Below are 22,153 nucleotides of genomic sequence, written 5' to 3'. Positions count from 1 at the left end.
CTCTTTAACCGAATTGTGCATGATGCAGTCTGCTATAGATTCCTTCTGCCTCAATCAGTTCCTCATGTCGGCCTTGTTCGGCGATGCCATCTTTTGTCACGACCATAATACGGTCCGCATTTTTGATGGTGGCAAGGCGATGGGCAATGACTAGCGTTGTCCGGTCTTTGGAAAGCTCGGTCAACGATTCTTGGATAGCGCGTTCCGTTTCGGTATCAAGTGCGGAAGTCGCTTCATCTAAAATAAGGATTGGTGGATTCTTCAGGAAAATCCGTGAAATGGCAAGGCGTTGCTTTTGGCCGCCAGACAGTTTCACTCCGCGTTCCCCAATGACGGTATCAAGTCCCTGTGGCTGTGTGGAAATGAATTCATCCAGTTGGGAACGTCTTGCCGCCTCCATGATTTCTTCATCTGTCGCATCAAGTTTTCCGTATGCAATATTTTCTCGAATCGTTCCGGAAAATAAAAATACATCCTGTTGCACGATTCCAATCTGGCTTCGCAAGGATTCTAGCTTTAGTTCGCGCGTATCATAACCGTCAATAAGAATGCTGCCTTCCTCTAGTTCATAGAACCTTGGCAAAAGACTACAAAGCGTTGTTTTACCGGCACCTGACGGACCAACAATTGCCACTGTTTCCCCCGCTCTGACGGTAAGGTTAATGTTTTTCAATACTCGCTCGTTTCCTTCATAACCGAACGAAACATTACGGTAGTGAATCTCTCCTTCAAGATCTGCATGGACTGCATCTGATGCATCTGCAATATCAGGTTCTGTATCCATGATTTCTGTGTATCGTTTGAACCCGGCAATCCCTTTCGGATAGCTTTCGATTACCGCATTTATTTTCTGAATCGGCCCTAATAAAATATTGGACAGAAGGATGAATGCGACAAACTCCCCGTAGCTAAGCTCTCCGCGAATGACGAAGAAAGTACCAAACAACAGGGTAAATAATGTGACAAGACGCATCAGCATATAGTTAGCTGTGACATTCTGCGCCATTATTTTATAAGATGCGAGTTTCGTAGAACGGTAACTTTCATTGTTCACGGCAAATTGCTTCTGTTCATGTTTTTCGTTGGCAAAAGCCTGCACCACACGGATTCCTCCGATGCTGTCTTCTACTCTTGCATTAATTTCTGCGACGTCACTGAACATTCTGCGGAATGTGCGTGTCATTTTTTTATTAAAATGAATGGCAAGAATCATTAATAGTGGAATGACTAGGAATGATAGAATAGCAAGCTTCCAGTTGATAGTAAGCATGATGAAAAATGCGCCGATAAGCGTCATCAATGCCACAAAGACATCCTCAGGTCCGTGGTGGGCAACTTCTCCGATTTCTTCTAAGTCCTTGGTAAGCCTTGATATGGAGTGCCCTGTTTTATTGTTGTCGTAATAACCAAACGAAAGCTTTTGCATGTGCTGAAATAACTTTCTGCGCATGTCGGTCTCAATATTAATCCCGAGCATATGCCCCCAGTAGGTAACCACATAATGTAGCCCGGTATTGATGGCATAAATAGCAAGCAATCCAATGCACGCCCAGACGATGAGCGTCCAATTTTCTTGCGGTAAAAGTCTATCAATCACCTGGTTTACGGCAAGCGGAAACGCAAGTTCCAGCAACCCTACTAAAACGGCGCAGGAAAAATCCAAAATAAACAGCCACTTATATGGCTTATAATACGAGAAAAACCGTCTTACCAATACTTCCACACCCTTTTTAAAATAGTTATGTATATTAATTTCTTTTACTTCGATACCCTAATGATAATCGTTATCATTTAAACTCTACTATACTACCCTTTCCACATAAACGTCAATGCTAATTATATTAGGAAACAGACGCTACCTATGTTATAAAGAAATCAAAAGATTCCTTTAGAGAGTAGGAAAATCTGCGATGGCAAACATATTGATTATTGAAGACGAAAAAAAGATTGCCCGTGTCCTTCAATTGGAGCTTGAGCATGAGGGCTATGAAACAGACGCCGCATTTACTGGCACGAGCGGCTTAGAAAAGTTCAAAGAGAACCATTGGGACTTGGTGTTGCTTGATGTGATGCTACCGGAGCTTAGCGGTTTAGAAGTATTAAGGAGAATTCGCGCCACTGACACCAGTACTCCCGTCATCCTATTGACCGCCCGCAATTCCATTCCAGATAAGGTAAGCGGTCTGGATCTTGGCGCAAATGATTATGTGACAAAACCTTTTGAAATAGAAGAACTTTTGGCAAGGGTACGCGCCTCCCTCCGCACGGTACAATCGGGCACAGAAAAGAACGCCGGCGTGCTGACCGTGAACGATTGGAAGGTGAATGAAAAAACCCGGGAGGTTTCCCGCGGCGATGAACATGTCGACCTTACCCCTAAAGAGTTCGATCTGCTTGTTTATTTTATCGAAAATAAGGGGCAGGCTTTAAACCGCGAACAAATTCTCAATCGCGTATGGGGATTTGATTATTACGGAGATACCAATATTGTGGACGTCTATGTAAGGCATCTTCGTAAAAAATTGGACCTATCTGAAGTGCTAGTGACCTTGCGCGGTGTCGGATACCGATTAAAGGAGTAGCAAACCTATGAAAATAAAAAGCAAAATCCTCTTGTTTTCTACCGTCTGGCTTGTCATCATGTTGCTCCTTGTCAACGGGGCGATCTATTTTCTTTTCCAAAAAAACATCTTGGATAATGACTTGAACCGGGTGAAGGATCATGCGGAATCGGTGACAGCGGCCGTAAACCGGGCGATAAGCGAAAACGAAACAGATTTCAGCTCCCTGCTCAACGCCTATCTTCCTCCTAACGGAATGATCCGCATCGTCACAGAAGACAATACCTCTGTTGCGAACAGTGCGAAGGAGTATGACTTAAGGCTTATCCCCACTAAGTTTCAAAATCAGCAATTTTCCACTGTCCGAACACTGGAGGGCACTCCTTACGCCGTTGTCTCTTACCCGCTCATTTGGACGGACGGAAATATCGTGATGCTTGAGGTGACCGAAAAACTCGAAGATTCTAAACGCACCATCGACACGTTGCTTATTGTATTGCTTTTGGCATCTGTCTTTCTCTTAATCCCCGCATTATTTTTCGGCAATGTATTAAGCCGCATCATCTTGACGCCAATCCAGGCCATGACCAAGACGATGAAGCAAATCCAACAGACCGGGGATTATCAGAAGCTACAATTGCAAGGAAACTCTAAGGATGAGTTGTATACGATGGGGCATACGTTTAATCAGATGATTGATATTTTGGAAGGCAACTATCAGAAGCAGCAGCAATTTGTTTCAGACGCCTCTCATGAATTGAAGACTCCGCTCACTGTCATTGAAAGTTACGCAAGCATGCTGAAACGCTGGGGCATGAATAAGCCGGAGCTGCTGGAAGAATCCGTGGACGCCATCTATTCAGAGTCGATTCGAATGAAAGAAATGACCGAGCAAATGCTGCAGCTGGCAAATGCTGATAATGATATGGTGTTGAAAAAAGAATCAGTCGATCTGCATTCCCTTTGCAAACAAGCGGCGCATAATATGGAGGTTTCTTTTGGCAGGGACATTCTTATTAATGATCGGGGGCTTTCCTCTTCTGTCTTCGCCGACACCAATAAAATAAAGCAATTAGTATATATCCTTTTAGATAACGCGCGGAAATATAGTGAAGCGGAAATTGTGGTGGAGCTAGATGAGATGGCTGGCAACTGCTATTTTTCCATCTGTGATAAAGGGATGGGGATACCAAAAGATGACCTTGATAAAGTCTTTGATCGCTTTTACCGTGTAGATAAAGCCAGAAACCGCGAATCAGGCGGCGCTGGCCTTGGTCTTTCCATCGCCAAGCAGATTGTTGATGCGCACCAGGGGACCATTGACTTTGTAAGTGAAGAAGGAAAAGGCACCACGGTAAAAGTAATGTTGCCAAGAAAGGACAGTGAGGCCGAATGAAAAATAAAAAAGTTTTTACGACTCTTATCGCAGGTGCTTTCCTGGTACTTTCGGGGGCTGCCATTTATTATTTATTTTTCAACAAAACAGAAGCGCTGGCTACGGAAACAGAAGTGCGGGAACTGGTGGAAAGCCAATATAGCGGCAGTATCATCACCTCCTTGGAGCAAAAAGAAGAAATGTATGAAGTATATATGGAAAATGACATGGGAGAATACGAACTCACAGTCGACGTCCGAACAAGCGAAATCACCTCTTTGAAACTCGTGAACCGTAAAGGGAAAACAGGTGTCGGCGAGAAGGAGCCTGCTGACGATCCAGTGGGCGAAAAACCAGATGCGCCCGCGACAGAAGAACCGGCACCGAGCATGCTGACCCGAGAAGAAGCAATTGAAATTGCCACACGGGAAGTGCCGGGCAGAGTGGAAGATATCGAGCTAGACGAAGAAGATGGCATCAAAGTGTATGAGGTGGAAATGGAAGTGGATGATGAGTCGGAAGCAACCATCCTCATCAATGCCTATACAGGTGAAATTCTGTCTTTGACATGGGATTAAGATAAACAGCCGTTTCATTAAGATTTTTTAATGTTATCCTCCTTTTCTATTAATGTTCACTGGCTATGATGTAAGTGTAGCAAACGAAACTACTAAATATTCAAGGAGGAACAACATATGAAAATCTTTACAGCAGTAATGGCAGGAGCAGTCCTTATCGGCGGAATCAGCGTGGGAGCGGAAGCGTTAAAGAATAAGGACACAAAGGAAACGTTGCAGCAGGTTCAAGTTGCTGAGCCGTCAGGAGAAAAGGCTGGTATCACATTAGCCGAGGCATCTGACATTGTATTGGCGAAAGTCGAAAACGGCGTGATCCATGAAGCAGAAAAAGACCGTGAAAACGGACGCCTTGTGTATGAAATTGAAGTAAAGAATGATGAGTATGAGTTTGAATTCAAGGTGGACGCTGAGAATGGCGAGATCATTAAGGAAGAAAGAGAGGAACGCCGCGGACAAAAAGCAGCTTACTGGTGAAAACGGAAAATACAGAGAACGCAGCCAAGGATGAAGCCGTGATTTCCATCGGAGAAGCCAAGGGAATTGCGAAAAAGGAAGTACCGGGAAAGCTTGAAGATATTGAGCTTGAGCGCGAAAACGGAAAGCTTGTGTATGAAGTCGAAATCAAAAAACCATCAAAACGGCGACGATGACGATGTAACGGTCTATGTGGACGCCATTACGGGGAAAGTATTGTATGTGGAGTGGGATGATTAATAGTTAGGTAAGTCGAGGCGGCCCTTTGATGGGGCTGCTTTTTTTGGTGCGGGAACGTTTTGACTCCTTGAGGGGCGAAGAAAGGTTTTTTGGAAAGCTGTTTAGCAAATTAGGGTTTGAACTTTCGAGTTTTATTGATTTTTGGTGTAAAAAGAGTGGGGAATGAGCAACTTTTGGGGTGTGAAAAACCATTCGGACAACTTTCCCATTGGTTCAGACATTTTATTACCTATTTTGGTGGGGGTTCGGACATTTACAGGCGGATGTTCGGTCAAATATTTTGGGCCTTCGGTCATTTAAAAAATTCGTTCGGTCAAATTCCTCAAAACTTCGGCCAACTTTGGAAAATCTTTGGACAACTTCGCGAAATCTTCGGTCAACTTTTTAAAAACTTTGGACATTTGATCTAACCCCTACCAACATCGTCACCAAAATAGCAGAAAAAACCGCCCAAGGGACCAACAAACTCTCCCCCAGACGGCCTAGCCAAAGCTAAAACCCCTAACCTACATAAACACACTCTTCTCAATCTCTTTCATCTCATAAAAATACCCTTGCATCCCCATCAACTCGTCGAATGTCCCTGCCTCCACGACACGACCATTCTCCATGACAACAATCTGATCCATCTTCTCGAGACCCGTCAAGCGGTGACTCACCAGCACCAATGTATCCTCTGCCGCCACCTCAAAAAGCTTCTCAAAAATTGCCGCTTCTGTAACAGCGTCCACGGAGGAAGTCGGCTCATCAAGCAGCCACAAACGTTCTCTCTTCAACAACGCACGCGCGATAGCAAGGCGCTGCTTCTCCCCGCCGGAAAGGTTCTCTCCCTTTTCGAGCACCTCATCATCTAAGGAAAACCCGTCAAGCTTCACCGCGCCTAATGCCTCTAACATCTCTTCATCTTTCAATCCATCTTTGGCAAGCGCAAGATTCTCCCGTATCGTACCGTAGAAAAAGTGATTTTCCTGCAGGACGACGTTTGCCACGCCCCACAAGTCTTCCTGATCAACAGAGGCATAATCCCATCCATCCAACGAGACATTCCCATCCTCAGTTTCATAAATTTTCAGCAACAATTGCAACAGCGTCGATTTCCCAGAACCACTAGGCCCAACAATCGCCGTCTTCGATCCAGAAGGCAAACTGATATTCACCCCATCCAGCGTCAAACGAGATTCTCCAGGATAGCGGAAGCGGACATCCTTCATTTCGAAAGAAAATGCCTGTTGTTCAGGTAGTTCTACAGCAGCACCAACAGTCGCTGCACCTCCAACCGGTTCTCTTTCCACCACATCATCCAATCTTACCGCAGCCCGTCTGCTCTCCTCATAATGATTCGGGAAAACAGCCATCGGCGCAGCATTTTCAAACACCGTCAAGGAAATCATCACTAGCATTGCCAGGAACAATCCTTCAAACTGGCCTTCCACGGTCAGGTATGCCCCCAGCGCAAGCAAGGCCCATGACACAAGCAACGTAATAAACGTGTTCATCGATTGATTGAACATCGCCTGTTTTCCTTCTCGCTCTTGCTCCGCTACATAAGAACCGGCAGCATCAGCAAGCAACTTCTCTTTTACATCGAGTTGCTGATAGATCTTCAAGTCGCGGAACCCATAAAACAGTTCCGTCACCTCTGTCGATAGCGCCCCTCTCTCTTCTCTGACACGACTTTGCAATCGGCGTTGCCCGAGCGCAAAGTACGCTGGCACCACAAACCCTGTCAAAATTAATCCGACGAACATTACCAATGCCAGATAAATAGAGAAAAAGGAAATGAAAAATATCGTACTTAAAAAGACGAGCACCAGCACAACCGGCGGGTAGAACACACGTAGAAAGAAGTTTTGCAAGCTTTCTACATCCCCCACAATTCGTGCAAGCAAATCACCGCTTCTGTATTTTTGGAAAATTTGCGGCGCAAGCGGCTCTATTTTTTTATAAAAAGAGACACGTAGATTACTTAAAATCGTAAAAGTTGCCCTGTGCGAATACAAACGTTCTCCATATCTACTAAATGCCCGCGCGAAACCGAAGAGCTTCAGGACCGCAATCATCACGGTCAAGGTATAGATCGGCGGAGCCAGTGCCGCTTTGGAAATGAGATATCCACTAGAGGCAAACAGTCCCACTGCCGTAATCCCCGCTGAGAACCCGAGCAAAATGGAAAGGAGTATGTCCTTTTTCTCCAACATGACCAGCTTTACAACATGTGCTAATTCTCTCATCCTGCGCTCCCTCCTTGCTGGACAGACACCATTTTACGGTAAGCCGGTATTGCTACGACCAACTCTTCATGTGTTCCTTGAGCAAGTAACTGACCCGCGTCTAATAGCAGTATGGAGTCTGCCTGTTTAATCGTATGCAATCTGTGCGCCACGGTAATTACCGTCGACGTTTTCGCCAGCTCCTTCATCGAAGCTTGGAGAATCCGCTCTGTCTGCAGATCCAGACCTGTTGTTGGCTCATCAAACAGGATGACAGATGGTTTTTTCAAGAAGGCTCGCGCCAATGCTAACCGCTGCTTCTCACCGCCCGACAAACCTCTCCCAGCTTCGCCGATTTTCGTTTCGAAACCTTCTGGTAACGATTCAATCAACGGAAGGATACCCGCTTTCTCTGCAGCACTTCTTATCTCCTCTTGTGTTGCATCCGCCTTCCCGCCAATTGCAATGTTATCGGCAATCGTTCCTGAAAAAAGATACGGATTTTGCGAAATATAGCTGACCCGCTCAAACCACGCTTTTTCCTCGTATTCATATAAAGGCTTTCCGTCCACCAGCACTTCCCCTTCTGACGGGCGAATCAACCCTGCCATCAGATTGAGCAGTGTTGATTTCCCGGCACCACTTCGCCCGATCAAAGCAAGCTGTGTAAATGGCGGGATATTCACTGTTATATTTTCAATAGCAAAGCCTTGGTCTCCATACCGGAATCCGAGGTTTTTCAATTGTATTGCAGGTGGACCCTGTTTCTTTTGAAAAGAAGCGTCTCCCCATTCTATAGGATTCTCTTCTACTGCAAGCTCATCTGTCACCTTTTTCGCGGCTCCCATGCTCCCACGTCCAGTATGAAAGGCGCTTCCAAGTTCCTTCAGATACAGGTAGAACTCAGGTGCCAATACCAATACAAAGAAAGCAGTAAAGAACGTAACATTTTTAAAAACAACAAGCTGCAAGCCTACTTCAAGTGCGATCAAACCAATAGCAAGCATCGAAATGAATTCCAGCATTAACGAAGACAGAAATGCTATTCGCAACACTTCCATCGTTGCATCACGGAAGCTTAAACTGCTGTTTTCAATTGTTTCTTGCTGCTTTGCTGAGCGACCGAAAAGCTTTAACGTCGTGAGCCCTTGCAACGTATCAAGAAACGTTCCGGAAAAAGCATTCAGTTTATCCATCTGCTCTTCTGATTTTTTCTTTGTTTTCAAGCCTACCACAATCATGAAAATGGGAATGAACGGCGCCGTGATTAGTATAATCAAACCTGTATTCACATGCTGGCTGAATGCCGCGATTAAGATCATGATCGGGATGATGCTCGATTGAATGACCTGTGGCACATATCTGCTGAAATACGGGTCAATCTCATCCACCGCATCCATCATCACGCTCACCTTTTGACCGGACTGCCCCTTAAGGGAAGCTTGAACCGGACTGTTGGAAAATTTCTTGAGCAACGCAATCCGGAAATCTCTCTTTACTTTTGCAGCAAGCTTCACTCCAGTAATGCCGCTCCAATAGGTCAACCCCGCTCGTGCAGCCAATACTACCAGGAGGCCACCCAGGAATGGCAGTATTTCTTGAAAAGTGTGGCCCTTTAGGAAGACTCGATCCACGATGGTGACGAAAAAATACGCCTGCCCGATAACCGTTGCCCCTGTCAGGATGGCAATCAAGATCAGCGTCATCCTTGTGCCTCTATGTGATTTAGCGATCGTATTTAAATCAGTCATTATGTTAAATCCCTCTTTTCTATTAATGAAAATCGGATTGTATAGTTTAGTTAGTGAAAAGTTTCACATACTTTATAGTTAACATTATATAACATGCTTCATTGAATTTCCTCTTTCGGGATTGACCATTTTATGACAAAAAAATTCTTCTACTACTTCACTTCTACCCCACTCCTTCACCGCATAAAATTAATTCATCCAGAAAAAAACATTGCATTTCACACCCACCTGTTGTAAATTAGTAAAATAATTAAATTGTTCAGATAATTAAATAGTGAACTTTCTTATCCAGAGAGGTTGAGGGAATGGCCCGAAGACACCTCAGCAACCAGCAGCGCCCGTTAGAATGGACGTTGAAAAGGTGCTAATTCCAGCAAGCTGTGATGCTTGCAGAGATGAGAAGAATGAACTTTTCGATAAAAGTCTTCTTCTTATAGAAGGCTTTTTCTTTTTATTCCGATAAAGCATTAAAGCCCCTGCCCTCTGGAAGAAACGATTGTCACTTACCATATAGGAGGCCCATTCATGTATAAAACGGAAACAAAAGCTTGCACAAATCGGAAATCGCTCAGAAACTGCCACTGGAACGGTCAATCCGCCTGTTTTATTTTTCCACTGCCTATCGACACGAAGGTATTGGGCAGTCAACAGGATACGACTATACAAGAACCGGCAATCCCACACGCCATGTGTTGGAAAAAGCAATTGCAGACCTTGAGAGCGGCGACCAAGGGTTTGCCTGCAGCTCCGGCATGGCGGCGATATTGACCATCCTATCCCTTTTCAAGTCCGGAGATCACCTTATCGTCTGTAAGGACTTGTACGGCGGCACGTACCGCCTTTTTGAAGAAGGCTATAAAAAATAGGGGACTGTGTTGTAGCTATGTGGACACAACCGACCTTTCAGAAATCGAAAAAGCTATTACTTCCCAAACGCAGGCTATCTTTGTGGAGACTCCAACTAACCCCCTGATGGTAGAAACAGACTTAGAAGCAGTCTCGGAGCTCGCGAAAGCGCACGGACTTCTACTGATCTGTGATAATACGTTCTACACTCCTGTTCTATTAAATCCCATAAAATTAGGTGCGGACATCGTCATTCACAGTGCGACCAAGTATCTTGGCGGGCATAATGATGTGCTGGCAGGACTGATTGTCGCAAAAGGCGTGGAGCTTTGTGAATCCCTTTCGCTTCACCATAATGCAGCAGGTGCGGTTCTCAGCCCATTCGACTCCTGGCTGTTGATCCGCGGCATGAAAACCTTGTCCCTTCGCATGGAACGGCATGAAAAGAATGCGCAGCGAATTGCGACATACTTAGCTCAGCATGATTCCATCACAGATGTACTTTATCCGGGAAGAGGCGGCATGCTCTCCTTCCGCATCCAAGACGAGGCATGGGTCAATCCGCTACTTCAAAACTTGAACCTTATTACGTTTGCCGAAAGCCTTGGCGGCGTGGAAAGCTTCATCACCTATCCTGCCACGCAAACGCATGCGGACATTCCCGAAAAAATCCGCATAGAGACCGGTGTATGCAACAGATTGTTACGCTTTTCGGTCGGCATTGAAGACGCAGAAGACTTGATTCAAGATTTAGAGGCGGCGCTGAAAGCTGCTTCCATCCAAAAGGAGGTCCTATCATGAGCCATTCTTTTCAAACGAAGTTGTTACACAACCGCCATAAGTTTGATAAAAGCAATGGTGCGGTGAGCGTGCCCATACAACACGCATCCACTTTTCATCAGCCTGATATCGATTCCTTTGGCAAATATGACTATGGACGCTCTGCCAATCCGACCCGGGAAGCACTCGAAGAAACAATTGCCCACTTAGAAGAAGGAACGCGAGGCTTTGCTTTTTCATCTGGAATGGCTGCGATCTCGACTGCTTTCCTTCTTCTTTCACAAGGTGATCACGTATTGATTTCAGAAGACGTATACGGCGGCACTTACCGGATGGTTTCTGAGGTACTTACCCGTTACGGTGTGGAGCATACGTTTGTAGATATGACAGATTTGGAAAAAGTGAAAGCAGCCATCCAGGCCAACACTAAATTGCTTTATGTAGAAACACCATCCAATCCATTGTTAAAAGTAACGGACATCACGGCTGTGGCTACTCTCGCCAAATCAATCGGATCTTGGACTTTCGTCGACAACACCTTCTTGACGCCTTCCTTGCAAAAGCCGCTGGAGCTTGGTGCCGACCTTGTTCTGCACAGCGCAACGAAGTTCCTGTCCGGACACAGTGATGTCGTGGCAGGGCTTGCGGTGGCAAAGGATCCTGTGCTTGCCGACCGTTTAGCCTTTTTGCAAAATTCCTTCGGCGCGGTGCTTGGTGTCCAAGATGCATGGCTCGTCCTAAGAGGGCTCAAAACGTTACATGTAAGGCTGGAGCAGTCCCAAAAGTCCGCTTATAAAATAGCCAGTTATTTAGAAAAACATCCTGCCGTTAAAAAGGTTTATTTTCCAGGATTGACGACACATCCTGGCTTCACCCTTCAACACAGACAGGCGCAGGGACCTGGAGCTGTCCTTTCTTTTGAATTGCACAGCGAGGAGGATTTAAGGAAGTTTGTCGGTAAGGTCGAGATCCCGGTTTTTGCAGTGAGCTTAGGGGCAGTAGAATCCATCCTTTCCTTCCCGGCGAAAATGTCCCATGCGGCAATGCCGGAAGCAGAACGATTAAAACGCGGCATCACAAACTCCTTACTCCGCCTGTCGGTAGGACTTGAAAGCGCAGATGATTTAATAGAAGACTTCGAACAGGCATTTCAACAAACCATTACAGTAGCAAGCGGTAACCAAGAACAACGGAGGGTATATCATGGGAATCTTAGATAGTTTACAACAAGACAAAATACTAATTGCAGACGGCGCGATGGGGACCCTCCTCTATTCCTACGGTTCTGATTGTTGCTTTGAGGAATTAAATTTATCGCAACCAAACCAAATCTATAATATTCATAAAGCTTATCTGAACGCCGGCGCCAATCTTATCCAGACCAACACGTATGCGGCCAACTACCACAAGCTCGAGCGCTATGGACTGCAGGATCAAGTGAAGGAGATAAACAGTGCGGCGGTCAGGCTAGCGAAAAGGGCCGTGGCGGATCACCCTGATGCGCATGTGGTCGGTACAATCGGCGGGATTCGCGCGATCAAGCCCGAAGCCATCCCGCTTGAAGAAATCAAACGTACCTTCCGCGAGCAGCTCTACTGTCTGCTACTTGAAGGGGTCGACGGTATTTTACTAGAAACGTTTTATGACCTGGAGGAATTAGAGACAGTCCTGCAGATTGCTAGAAAAGAAACGGATTTGCCGATCATTGCGCAAGTGTCACTCCAAGAGGTTGGTTATTTGCAGAACCGCGTGCACATCACAGACGCCTTAAACCGCTTAGAATCTCTTGGTGCTGATATTGTGGGGCTCAACTGCCGTTTAGGTCCCTATCATATGATTTCCACCCTGGAAGAGGTATCGATTCCAAAGACTGCTTATCTTTCGGCTTATCCGAATGCGAGTCTTCCCTCTTATGTAGATGGAAAGCTTGAGTATGACAGCGATGCGGATTATTTTAAAGAAACGGCATTAGCGTTTCGGGACCAAGGCGTAAGATTAATAGGAGGCTGTTGCGGTACCACGCCGGCTCATATCAAGGCCTTTTCCGATGCGCTTGAAGGCGTGGCTCCTCTAAAAGAAAAGCAGGTGAAGCGAAAGGAACGAACGATTATCCTTCCTTCTTCCAAAAAGAAGGACGTTCCGACACCACTCTTTGAAAAGGCAAAAAAACAACAATCCATCATCGTGGAACTCGATCCACCGCGTAAACTGAATACAGATAAATTCATGGCCGGCGCGAAAGCTTTAAAGGACGCGGGCATTGATGCGCTCACGTTAGCGGACAATTCCCTTGCCTCCCCAAGAGTCTGCAACACTGCTCTTGGATCCATCGTGAAATCAGATATCGGTCTGCGCCCACTGATTCATATCACCTGCCGCGACCGCAATCTGATTGGCTTGCAGTCACACTTAATGGGGCTACACCAGCTTGGAATTCATGACGTGTTGGCAGTCACTGGAGACCCAACGAAGGTCGGTGATTTTCCGGGTGCCTCCTCTGTCTATGACGTCACCTCGTTTGGTCTCATCAATATGATTAAACAGTTTAACCAAGGTGTCTCCCTTTCCGGAAAAGAACTTGGCGAGCGCACCAGTTTCTCTGTCGGAGCTGCTTTCAACCCGAATGTCCGCGTGATCGATAAGGCGGTCCAACGCTTGGAGAAAAAAATTGATGCAGGTGCGGATTATTTCATCAGTCAGCCTGTCTTTTCTGAAGAAAAATTACTGGAAGTCTTTCAGGCTACGAAACATATTGATGCCCCAATTTATATTGGGATCATGCCGCTTACAAGCAGCCGTAACGCCAACTTCCTTCACCATGAGGTGCCGGGAATCAAGCTGACTCCACAGGTGCTTGAGGTGATGAACCGCCATCAAGATGATCCACAACAGGCAAGTCTTGAAGGGTTGAACATTGCGAAGGGGCTGCTTGATGCCGCACTTGAACTATTCAATGGCATCTACTTGATCACACCGTTCATGCGCTATGAACTGACAGTCGAGCTTGCCAACTATGCCAAAAAATACGGTCCGTTCCATTCATCCAGGAGGGTTCAAAATGTCTAAAGCTATCACACTACTAGAACAACAGCTGCAAAAGAAAATACTGATTATGGACGGCGCAATGGGAACGATGTTGCAGCAGGCAAACCTTACGCCAGATGACTTTGGCGGCGAAGAATATGACGGCTGTAACGAGAACCTGAATATCACCGCACCGGACGTCATTGAACGGATTCATGTAGAATATTTAAACGCCGGTGCTGATATCGTGGAGACGAATACGTTCGGCGGAACAGATCTTGTTCTTGATGAGTATGAGCTTGGTTTTAAGGCTTACGAGATTAATAAGCTTGGCGCGGAAATCGCCAAGCGTGCGACCGCTCAAGTTTCCACCCCGGAGTGGCCGCGCTTTGTGGCAGGCTCCATTGGTCCGACAACCAAGACACTGAGTGTTACGGGTGGAACCACTTTTGACGCACTGACAGATTCCTATGAAGAGCAGGCCCGCGGATTGATAGACGGCGGCTCTGATTGTCTTTTAGTAGAGACGAGCCAAGATTTATTGAACGTGAAATGCGCGTTTCTTGGAATCCAGCGTGCTTTTGAAAAGACTGGTGTTACCGTCCCTGTCATCATCTCCGGAACCATCGAACCGATGGGAACCACCCTTGCCGGTCAGGCAATCGATGCGTTTTACGTATCTGTGGAGCACATGAAACCCCTTGCAGTCGGGTTGAACTGTGCGACCGGACCGGAATTCATGCAGGATCATATCCGGACACTTTCCAATTTGTCCAAAAGTGCGGTCAGCTGCTATCCGAACGCCGGCTTGCCAGATGAAGAAGGTCATTACCATGAAACACCACAGTCCCTTGCTACCAAACTTGGCGGATTTGCGGAACAAGGCTGGCTGAACATCGTCGGAGGCTGTTGTGGCACGACACCAGATCATATTCGCGCGATTGCGGATGTGATGAAGGATTACAAGCCACGAGCAGCAACTGTTTCCGACCACCACAGCGTTTCCGGGATTGAGTCATTCATTTATGACGACCCTTCCCTTCGCCCAATCATGGTCGGGGAGCGCACCAATGTCATTGGCTCCCGCAAGTTTAAGAGGCTGATTGCGGAGAAAAAATTTGAAGAGGCGGCAGAAGTGGCGCGTGCCCAAGTAAAAGGCGGCGCCCACGTCATCGACATCTGCCTTGCCGACCCGGACCGCGATGAGCTAGAGGACATGATAGCATTCGTGCAAGAGGTCGTGAAAAAAGTGAAGGTACCGCTTGTCATCGACTCCACCGACGAACAGGTCATCGAAGCAGCGTTGAAATACTCGCAAGGAAAAGCAATCATCAACTCCATCAACCTTGAGGATGGCGAGGAACGCTTTGAAGCGATCATTCCGTTGGTTCATAAATACGGGGCGGCGCTTGTCGTCGGCACCATTGACGAAGAAGGTATGGGCGTCAGTGCTGAACGAAAGCTTGAGATTGCACAGAGGTCCTATGATCTTTTGGTAAACAAGTACAAGGTCTCCCCTACTGACATCATCTTCGACCCGCTTGTTTTCCCTGTCGGTACCGGTGATGAGCAGTATATCGGTTCGGCGAATGCGACGGTGGAAGGAATACGATTGATAAAAGAACACTTCCCTGCCTGTCTGACGATACTTGGCGTCAGCAACGTTTCTTTCGGCCTCCCACCTGTCGGACGTGAAGTACTCAATGCCGTTTACCTCTACCACTGCACACAGGCAGGCCTGGACTATGCAATCGTGAACACGGAAAAGCTGGAGCGTTTCGCCTCCATCCCGGCCGAAGAGATCGAGATGGCGGAAAAATTGCTGTTTGAAACGACCGATGAGTCGTTGGCTGTGTTTACGGACTTTTACCGAGGCAAAAAGAAAGAAGCAAAGTCCAATATTCCGGATTTACCTCTAGATGAGCGACTTGCCTACTATGTGGTGGAAGGGACAAAAGAAGGGCTCCTTCCTGACCTTGAGCTTGCGTTGGCAGCTTACCCTACACCATTGGAAATCATCAATGGTCCATTAATGAACGGGATGAAAGAAGTCGGCCGCTTGTTCAATGATAACCAGCTGATCGTTGCGGAAGTGCTACAAAGCGCAGAGGTTATGAAAGCCTCCGTCGCATTTTTGGAGCCGCATATGGAAGCAAGCGATACCTCTTCTTCTAAGGGGAAGATCTTGCTTGCAACCGTTAAAGGGGATGTTCATGACATTGGGAAAAACCTGGTCGACATCATCTTGAGCAATAATGGTTATGATGTGGTCGACCTCGGAATCAAAGTGACTTCCATCGACTTGATTCAAGCTATTAAAAAAGAAAAGCCGGATATTGTTGGCCTATCCGGACTGCTCGTAAAATCTGCACAACAAATGGTGTTGACGGCGCAGGATATGAAGCAATCCGACATCTCCGTTCCTATTTTAGTAGGAGGAGCTGCGCTATCTCGAAAATTCACAGACAACAAGATCTCCAAAGAATACGAAGGGCTTGTCCTGTACGCAAAAGATGCGATGAACGGTTTGTCCCTTGCCAACCAGCTGCGTTCCCCTGAAGAGTTGGAAGTGTTGGTTAATGAGCAGGCGGAAAAACAGAAGAGATTGCGTGAGGCAGCGGCTGCTGCAGAGAGCGCGTCTGGTGCAACTGAGGACAGCAGTGCTGTAGCGACGGCCGTTAAGGTTCGCTCTAATGTTTCGAGGGATGTACGTGTATTCACGCCAAGTGATACGAAGCGTCACCTGCTGCGGAACATTTCCGTTTCCCATGTGGAACCGTACATTAACATGCAGATGTTAATTGGCCATCATCTAGGCGTAAAAGGAAAAATTGAGAGATTAGTAGCGGAAAAAGATGAGCGCACGTTGCAAGTGAAAGGTGTGGTAGATCAGCTGCTGACAGAAGTTAAGCGGAATAAACTCATCACTCCAGCTGCCGTGTATCAATACTTCCCTGCTCAGTCAGAAGGCGATACCCTGTTTATCTATGATCCGCAGGACACTTCTAAGGTGATAGAACAATTCGATTTTCCAAGACAGGCAAAAGCACCTCATCTTTGCTTGGCCGATTATGTGAAGCCCCGCTACAGTGGCGTCATGGATTATGTGGGACTGTTTGCCGTAACTGCCGGCCGTGGAATTCGCGAATTGGGTGCGGCTTATAAAAAGGAAGGCCGTTTCTTGGAAAGTCATGCCCTGCAAGCTTTGGCGCTTGAGACAGCAGAAGGTTTGGCTGAACTCGTCCACCAGCAAATGCGCGACCGCTGGGGCTTCCCGGACCCTGTCAGCTTTACGATGAAGGAGCGATTCTCAGCTAAGTACCAAGGGCAGCGATTCTCGTTTGGATACCCTGCATGTCCGAACTTGGAGGATCAGCAGAAGCTGTTCAAATTGATCCAGCCGGAGGATATCGGCGTGGAGCTGACGGACGGCTGCATGATGGAGCCGGAAGCATCGGTGTCGGCAATTGTGTTTGCGCATCCGGAGGCTAGGTATTTTAATGTGTTGTAGGTTGGAACCCCCGCGTGGTTGCGTGGGGTTTTTTTATTGAACAAACGTTTGATTAATTGCGGTGGTGGGATGGATTGCCGAGAGTTTTATGTTTATACAAACGTTTGATTAATAGCCGTTGGAGCATGCGGGGCAACGGATTGGGGACTTAAACAAACGTTTGATGGATGGTTTAATTCTATTGGTAGCCAGTTAATTATTTTTTAAACAAACGTTTGACCAAAGAATTCATTTCTTTCCTTTGCCAAAAGAAAAGGACCACCATAAGTGATCCTCCCCCTACAAATTCTAATAACCAAACTCCTCATTAGCAAACACAAGATCTACTAAAACAGGACTGATCCCCTTTTTATAAATGATAGACAGCTCCGCTCCTGAAATAATGTCATAATTAGGTGCCGTCCCGTAAGCAACCCTCAGAACAACCGGCTCCTTCTCTCCTTCTATCAGAAACTCCACTGAATTGCGATCTACTACTCCAGTTATGACCGCATTGGCTTTTATCATGCCGTCCGTTTGGATTTTCAATTCCTGACCTATCAGCACAAATTCCGAGGACATGTGGTTATCTTTCTTAATTTTATGTACGGACATATTGAACTTTTTGGCAATGCCCCACAGCGTTTCCCCTGGTGCTACGGTGTAAAATGCCTTTGTTACTTTTTCCTGAGACTTTTCCACCTCATGATGATTAGATGTAGGAATGATTAACTGCTGCCCTATGCGAATTGTATCCGTTGTGAGGTTATTCTCCTTTTGGATGGAACCAACCGTCACATTGAATTTTTCACTTATAGAGAAGAGGGTATCTCCAGTAATTACTTTATATAAAGTGGTTGTACCTCCAACCTTCAGGACCTGGCCAACTTTGATTAGGTCCGTTTTAAGGTTATTTACTTGTTTAAGTTCCAGAACAGAAAGACCATATTTCTTCGCTATTGAAAATAATGTATCTCCAGATGACACTTCATGGATTGATTTCTTGTTTTCTTCCACTTCTTTAGAACCAGTTTCACTCAGTTGCAAAATTTGACCCACTATTATGATGTCAGACTTTAGACCATTCAACTCTTTTAATTCCTTGACGGACACCCCATACTTTTGAGCTAGTGAAAATAACGTATCTCCAGGTTTTACTTGGTGTACTGCTTCATTCGCAAGCACTTCACCTCTGGCGTTAACTGTGATAAACGCACTAACCGCAAGAGTTCCAGCTAGGACATAACTAACAATTTTTCTATCTCTCTTCCCCTTGTTGATTCTCTTTTGCGTCTCAATTCTCTCTTTACGAGACCTAATATTCTGACTTTCCACCATAATCCCCCTCGTTTTCTACCAATATATTCTTCCGTTTGAAGTATTTTGTCGAAATCACAGAGATATTTCGTAAAGTAGTCACTAATTATTAGGGTGGGGCAAAAAGTAGGGAGAATAGTAATAACCATTGTATTTTAGTGGATTTTTATTGAGTAAATTTACTCAACCGACTGTAGTTTGCATTGTTTTTCGATTGCGGCTTTTGTCACGGAGGTGTATTTACGTTGATATCCATCCAAAAAGACCATTTATCCATTGTAAAATAAATATATCAACCGTAGATTCGATATATCCATTGTAAAATCGTTTTATCCATTGTAAAACGGATATATCCATTGAAGCAAAAAAGCGGCTGGATCGGCAGCCGCTTTTCTTCCTATTCTACCTCGATGGCCAGATCTTCAAAGAAATATTCCACTGGCTGATAGACAATATTTAAGTCTTCCTTCTTACCTTTTATCTCAAAGTACAGTTCAACGTAATTCCCTTTATCTCTATAGAACACATTCTTATACCTGTTAAAATTCTTATCTTCAATTTGGACATTTTGACCGATTAGCTCAGTTGGGACCCTCCCCTTATCCAATTTGACTAACAATCTATTTTCTTTATTCGTCATACTAACCAGCTGTATTGTTCCATTTTGGGAAGATAAAACTGCCCCTTGCTTCAAAGGCTCGGTAATTGCCTTATTATAATCAATTACATACGGTATAACTTTAAACGAATCCACTTTGCGTAATGGCGCAAACTCAGAGTGTGATGTATAACTCTTACTAACTTTCATCCGTTCAGCAAAGCCCCAATTGCCGCTCTGTCTGTAATAGCGATTTGATATAAAGGATCCATCAGGTTGTTCCCCCACCACAATCATTTCTAACAACATATCGTCTGTTATGGTTTTTCTAATGTCATCAGGTAAATAAAAACTTGTAGTCAGTTCGAGCCTGGAGGCCGTTTCTTCTAGGAGAGAAACTCTGAACCTGCTACCTTCGTCCTGCTTTTCAAGTCCAAGACCTCTTACCAGTAATCCTGGTTCTTTTTCCACTTTAACTTGGAAGTGCCATTCTCCTTGTTTTTCATTGAATTCACTAAATTCGACATTCAATTCGATTGTGCCGGCATCAGCAAGGTCTTCTGCATCAAAATCAAGTATGCCTCTATGTGTTTGATCGGCGGCTATATCCCAGTTTCCTGTGCCTCCACCAAGATCTTTACCGTTAAATGACACAGTAGAGTATACCTGCCCTTTCTTAGCTTCCTCCGCTTCCACCTCATACCCCACAGCAACACGGCTTTCATCAAAATATACCTCTTTTATCTTGATTGTCATTCCATTCGACTTTTCTTCCAAATTCAATGCGGTCGTTTTTCCCTCTTTGGCAACGAGGTTGATTCCAGGGTCACCGTGGTTGGAGAGAATGCTATCTTTTGCAACTGATCCGGATAGGTTTTCGTCTGCATTCCAAAATGACTGTGCAAGCACGGCAATAATCCCGACCACTAATATCGCAGCAAAATTGACCTTCAACAATTGCAGCCTATTGGATTTTTCCCGTTCCCGTTTCTGCCCGATCTCCAACGCTTTTTGCACCCTAGCATCCAGCTCTTTTGTCGGTACATATATATCCTCAAATTCAGCTCCAATTTCTCGGCTAAGCCTCTCCATACTTCTCTCCTCCTTCTTCGAGTTCCGCTTTTACCTGAGCCAACGTCCTGTGTAACTGCGATTTGATGGTCCCTTCCGGCTTGTCAAAAATCTGCGCCATCTCCTTGATTGAGTAACCGTAAGTAAATCTCATCATCAATAAGCTCCGTTGTTCCGGTTTGAGTCTTTCCAGCACTTCTGCCAGGTCTAATTTATGTATGGACAGGTGGGTTTCTTTGACAGACTGTTCATGATGTTTCTCTATATCAAGGAAGGTAATTTTCTTCTTTCTTCTCAATTCATTGATAGCGGTGTTGATCAGGATTCTGGTCATCCATGTAGAAAAATATTGTGGATTTTCCAGTTTCGGGAACGCCTTGTATGCGTTGATGACGGCCTCTTGCACCACGTCCAATGCATCCTGTTCGTTTTTCACGTAGGCAAAGGCTATTTTATAAAGCTTTTCCTGCTCGTTTTTTATCAGGGACTCGAATGTCGGGCCACTTGCGGACGGTTTGAACCACGATTTTAATATTTTCACTATGTTGTGACCTCCTTTCCCTTATTAGACAAGCGACTTTTGGGAAACGTTCCAAGAATGCAAGGAAATTTTGATGGGGTTTGGGGAATAATGGGGTATTTAAGGACCAAAGTGTCATGAAAAGCGTCTAGAAAATTGCTAATACCATCATAACCTAATAGATATCAAGAAATTTGATGATATATCAAGAAAAAATGAATTATATCAAGAAAATCCACCCACTTATCAAGAAAAAGCAAGATATATCAAGAAATCTAGCAATATATCAAGAAATAGCGACCTCAACGCACAAGTAGGTCCTCGCGAACACCCTAGAAATCTATACAAAAAACCCCGGCCATCCACTCTCGCACCCGGCCGGGGTTCCCAAAAACAAATCTTACAACTTAAACTTCTTAATCAACTCACTCAAGTTCTCACTCATTGCAAGCAACTCTTCAGCTGAATATGCTATACTGCTGATTGCCTTCACTTGCTCGTCTGTTGAAGCTGCAATTTCTTCCGTACCTGCAGCAGACTGCTCCGCGATGGCCGATATGCTTTGAACAGAAGCAAGCACTTCTTCCTTGGACTCATTCATGGCGTTCATGTTGCCCATAATGTCTTCGATGAATCCAATGATAGAGCGGATGTTGGTCGCGATTTCTCCGAATGACTCTCCAGTGTCCGTTACAGCAAGGCTTTGCTCGCTTGAGATCTTATTCGTTCTCTCCATCTCCGCCAAAATTACAATGGACTCTTCTTGAATACTTGAGATGGTCTCTTTAATGTGCTGGGTCGAGTCGGCTGTTTGTTCCGCAAGCTTTCTTACTTCCGTTGCCACAACCGCAAATCCACGGCCATGTTCGCCGGCACGAGCTGCTTCAATGCTTGCATTCAATGCCAACAGATTGGTCTGATTGGAAATTTCGTTAATGGTATGCGTAATTTCTTCTATACTATTAATTTTGTCCGTAAACTGGGTCATTAACGCATTAAGACTCATTACAATTTCTGTTGACTCATTTGTGTGGCCTTGCAGCACCCCAAGCTTCTTCAGACCGGTTTCATTCGCAGAAATAATCTGTCCAGAGAGCGCCTGAAGATTGTCTTGCTTGGATAACACATCCTCAATATTATCCGCTAGGTTTTGGGTACGAGAGCTTGTTCCTTCTAAATCGGTTGCCTGTTGGACCGCACCTTTTGACAGTTCCTCGATAGCGCGGTTCATCTCTTCGCTCGTTGCGGAAACCTCTTCTGTGACCGCACTCATATCTTCCACAGATGCCTTCACTTTTTGAGAAGAATCGGCCACCGT

At 45.5% G+C, this 22,153-nt stretch carries 15 protein-coding genes, 1 pseudogene and 1 riboswitch; of the genes and pseudogenes, 9 read left to right on the top strand and 7 right to left on the bottom strand.

Going from position 1 to position 22,153, the window contains the following annotated elements; genetic code table 11:
• Nucleotides 1-4: 4 nt before the first annotated feature.
• Nucleotides 5-1,714 (bottom strand): ABC transporter ATP-binding protein, encoded by a 1,710-nt coding sequence (locus M313_RS0110840; RefSeq protein WP_010195101.1) that lies wholly within the window; start codon nucleotides 1,712-1,714, stop codon nucleotides 5-7.
• A gap of 196 nt (nucleotides 1,715-1,910) precedes the next feature.
• Between M313_RS0110840 and M313_RS0110835 the strand changes: the two genes are divergently transcribed.
• The 5 genes from M313_RS0110835 to M313_RS23370 all read left to right on the top strand — a co-directional run bounded on the left by M313_RS0110835 (nucleotide 1,911) and on the right by M313_RS23370 (nucleotide 5,164).
• Nucleotides 1,911-2,582, top strand: a complete 672-nt coding sequence (locus M313_RS0110835; RefSeq protein WP_010195100.1) for a response regulator transcription factor — start codon at nucleotides 1,911-1,913, stop codon at nucleotides 2,580-2,582.
• Between the two features lie 7 nt (nucleotides 2,583-2,589).
• Nucleotides 2,590-3,957 carry a HAMP domain-containing sensor histidine kinase gene (locus M313_RS0110830; protein WP_010195098.1) on the top strand — a complete coding sequence of 456 codons (1,368 nt, stop codon included), beginning with the start codon at nucleotides 2,590-2,592 and terminating at the stop codon, nucleotides 3,955-3,957.
• The gene (locus M313_RS24595) at nucleotides 3,954-4,514 is read left to right on the top strand and encodes a PepSY domain-containing protein (protein WP_010195096.1); all 561 of its coding nucleotides are present in this window, start codon (nucleotides 3,954-3,956) and stop codon (nucleotides 4,512-4,514) included. The genes M313_RS0110830 and M313_RS24595 overlap by 4 nt, the downstream gene beginning before the upstream one ends.
• Nucleotides 4,515-4,631: 117 nt before the next feature.
• On the top strand, nucleotides 4,632-4,988 hold the full coding sequence (locus tag M313_RS24590) for a PepSY domain-containing protein (RefSeq protein ID WP_010195093.1): 357 nt from the start codon (nucleotides 4,632-4,634) through the stop codon (nucleotides 4,986-4,988).
• Nucleotides 4,985-5,164, top strand: a complete 180-nt coding sequence (locus M313_RS23370) for a PepSY domain-containing protein (protein ID WP_010195092.1) — start codon at nucleotides 4,985-4,987, stop codon at nucleotides 5,162-5,164. The genes M313_RS24590 and M313_RS23370 overlap by 4 nt, the downstream gene beginning before the upstream one ends.
• A gap of 570 nt (nucleotides 5,165-5,734) precedes the next feature.
• Here M313_RS23370 and cydC read toward each other — a convergent pair.
• Both cydC and cydD read right to left on the bottom strand, forming a co-directional pair.
• Nucleotides 5,735-7,459, bottom strand: a complete 1,725-nt coding sequence (cydC, locus tag M313_RS0110800) for a thiol reductant ABC exporter subunit CydC (RefSeq protein ID WP_010195089.1) — start codon at nucleotides 7,457-7,459, stop codon at nucleotides 5,735-5,737.
• Complete coding sequence (gene cydD / locus M313_RS0110795; RefSeq protein ID WP_010195088.1) at nucleotides 7,456-9,189, bottom strand: thiol reductant ABC exporter subunit CydD; 1,734 nt, start codon at nucleotides 9,187-9,189, stop codon at nucleotides 7,456-7,458. The genes cydC and cydD overlap by 4 nt, the downstream gene beginning before the upstream one ends.
• A 281-nt stretch (nucleotides 9,190-9,470) precedes the next feature.
• A riboswitch (SAM riboswitch) is annotated at nucleotides 9,471-9,591 on the top strand.
• A gap of 127 nt (nucleotides 9,592-9,718) precedes the next feature.
• On the opposite strand from cydD, the pseudogene M313_RS23365 reads away from it, so the two are divergent.
• The 4 genes and pseudogenes from M313_RS23365 to metH all read left to right on the top strand — a co-directional run bounded on the left by M313_RS23365 (nucleotide 9,719) and on the right by metH (nucleotide 17,350).
• A pseudogene (locus M313_RS23365) lies at nucleotides 9,719-10,836 on the top strand (methionine biosynthesis PLP-dependent protein).
• Nucleotides 10,833-12,035, top strand: a complete 1,203-nt coding sequence (gene metC / locus M313_RS0110785) for a cystathionine beta-lyase (RefSeq protein ID WP_010195079.1) — start codon at nucleotides 10,833-10,835, stop codon at nucleotides 12,033-12,035. The pseudogene M313_RS23365 and the gene metC overlap by 4 nt, the downstream one beginning before the upstream one ends.
• Nucleotides 12,019-13,881 carry a bifunctional homocysteine S-methyltransferase/methylenetetrahydrofolate reductase gene (locus tag M313_RS0110780; protein WP_010195077.1) on the top strand — a complete coding sequence of 621 codons (1,863 nt, stop codon included), beginning with the start codon at nucleotides 12,019-12,021 and terminating at the stop codon, nucleotides 13,879-13,881. The genes metC and M313_RS0110780 overlap by 17 nt, the downstream gene beginning before the upstream one ends.
• Nucleotides 13,874-17,350 carry a methionine synthase gene (gene metH, locus M313_RS0110775; RefSeq protein WP_010195076.1) on the top strand — a complete coding sequence of 1,159 codons (3,477 nt, stop codon included), beginning with the start codon at nucleotides 13,874-13,876 and terminating at the stop codon, nucleotides 17,348-17,350. Before M313_RS0110780 ends, metH begins: the two co-directional genes overlap by 8 nt.
• Nucleotides 17,351-17,638: 288 nt before the next feature.
• Here metH and M313_RS0110770 read toward each other — a convergent pair whose 3' ends face one another.
• The 4 genes from M313_RS0110770 to M313_RS26975 all read right to left on the bottom strand — a co-directional run bounded on the left by M313_RS0110770 (nucleotide 17,639) and on the right by M313_RS26975 (nucleotide 22,066).
• The gene (locus M313_RS0110770; RefSeq protein WP_010195073.1) at nucleotides 17,639-18,667 is read right to left on the bottom strand and encodes a LysM peptidoglycan-binding domain-containing protein; all 1,029 of its coding nucleotides are present in this window, start codon (nucleotides 18,665-18,667) and stop codon (nucleotides 17,639-17,641) included.
• Nucleotides 18,668-19,043: 376 nt separating this feature from the next.
• Complete coding sequence (locus M313_RS0110765; RefSeq protein ID WP_010195070.1) at nucleotides 19,044-20,336, bottom strand: DUF4179 domain-containing protein; 1,293 nt, start codon at nucleotides 20,334-20,336, stop codon at nucleotides 19,044-19,046.
• Nucleotides 20,323-20,856 carry a sigma-70 family RNA polymerase sigma factor gene (locus M313_RS0110760; RefSeq protein ID WP_010195068.1) on the bottom strand — a complete coding sequence of 178 codons (534 nt, stop codon included), beginning with the start codon at nucleotides 20,854-20,856 and terminating at the stop codon, nucleotides 20,323-20,325. The genes M313_RS0110765 and M313_RS0110760 overlap by 14 nt, the downstream gene beginning before the upstream one ends.
• 379 nt (nucleotides 20,857-21,235) lie before the next feature.
• Complete coding sequence (locus M313_RS26975) at nucleotides 21,236-22,066, bottom strand: methyl-accepting chemotaxis protein (RefSeq protein WP_442778101.1); 831 nt, start codon at nucleotides 22,064-22,066, stop codon at nucleotides 21,236-21,238.
• Between the last annotated feature and the right edge of the window lie 87 nt (nucleotides 22,067-22,153).

Origin of the sequence: Bacillus sp. m3-13, from assembly GCF_000175075.1 — a bacterium.
GTDB lineage: Bacteria > Bacillota > Bacilli > Bacillales > Bacillaceae_I > Sutcliffiella_A > Sutcliffiella_A horikoshii_C.
The sequence above is the reverse complement of the archived record's forward strand: the minus strand, read 5'-3'. Positions and strand labels throughout refer to the sequence as shown.

Coding starts and splice junctions, on each gene's coding strand:
- M313_RS0110835 (WP_010195100.1), top strand. CDS start 1,911: ATGGCAAACATATTGATTATTGAAGACGAAAAAAAGATTGCCCGTGTC.
- M313_RS0110830 (WP_010195098.1), top strand. CDS start 2,590: ATGAAAATAAAAAGCAAAATCCTCTTGTTTTCTACCGTCTGGCTTGTC.
- M313_RS24595 (WP_010195096.1), top strand. CDS start 3,954: ATGAAAAATAAAAAAGTTTTTACGACTCTTATCGCAGGTGCTTTCCTG.
- M313_RS24590 (WP_010195093.1), top strand. CDS start 4,632: ATGAAAATCTTTACAGCAGTAATGGCAGGAGCAGTCCTTATCGGCGGA.
- cydC (WP_010195089.1), bottom strand. CDS start 7,459: ATGAGAGAATTAGCACATGTTGTAAAGCTGGTCATGTTGGAGAAAAAG.
- cydD (WP_010195088.1), bottom strand. CDS start 9,189: ATGACTGATTTAAATACGATCGCTAAATCACATAGAGGCACAAGGATG.
- metC (WP_010195079.1), top strand. CDS start 10,833: ATGAGCCATTCTTTTCAAACGAAGTTGTTACACAACCGCCATAAGTTT.
- M313_RS0110780 (WP_010195077.1), top strand. CDS start 12,019: ATGGGAATCTTAGATAGTTTACAACAAGACAAAATACTAATTGCAGAC.
- metH (WP_010195076.1), top strand. CDS start 13,874: ATGTCTAAAGCTATCACACTACTAGAACAACAGCTGCAAAAGAAAATA.
- M313_RS0110770 (WP_010195073.1), bottom strand. CDS start 18,667: ATGGTGGAAAGTCAGAATATTAGGTCTCGTAAAGAGAGAATTGAGACG.
- M313_RS0110765 (WP_010195070.1), bottom strand. CDS start 20,336: ATGGAGAGGCTTAGCCGAGAAATTGGAGCTGAATTTGAGGATATATAT.
- M313_RS26975 (WP_442778101.1), bottom strand. CDS start 22,066: ATGAACCGCGCTATCGAGGAACTGTCAAAAGGTGCGGTCCAACAGGCA.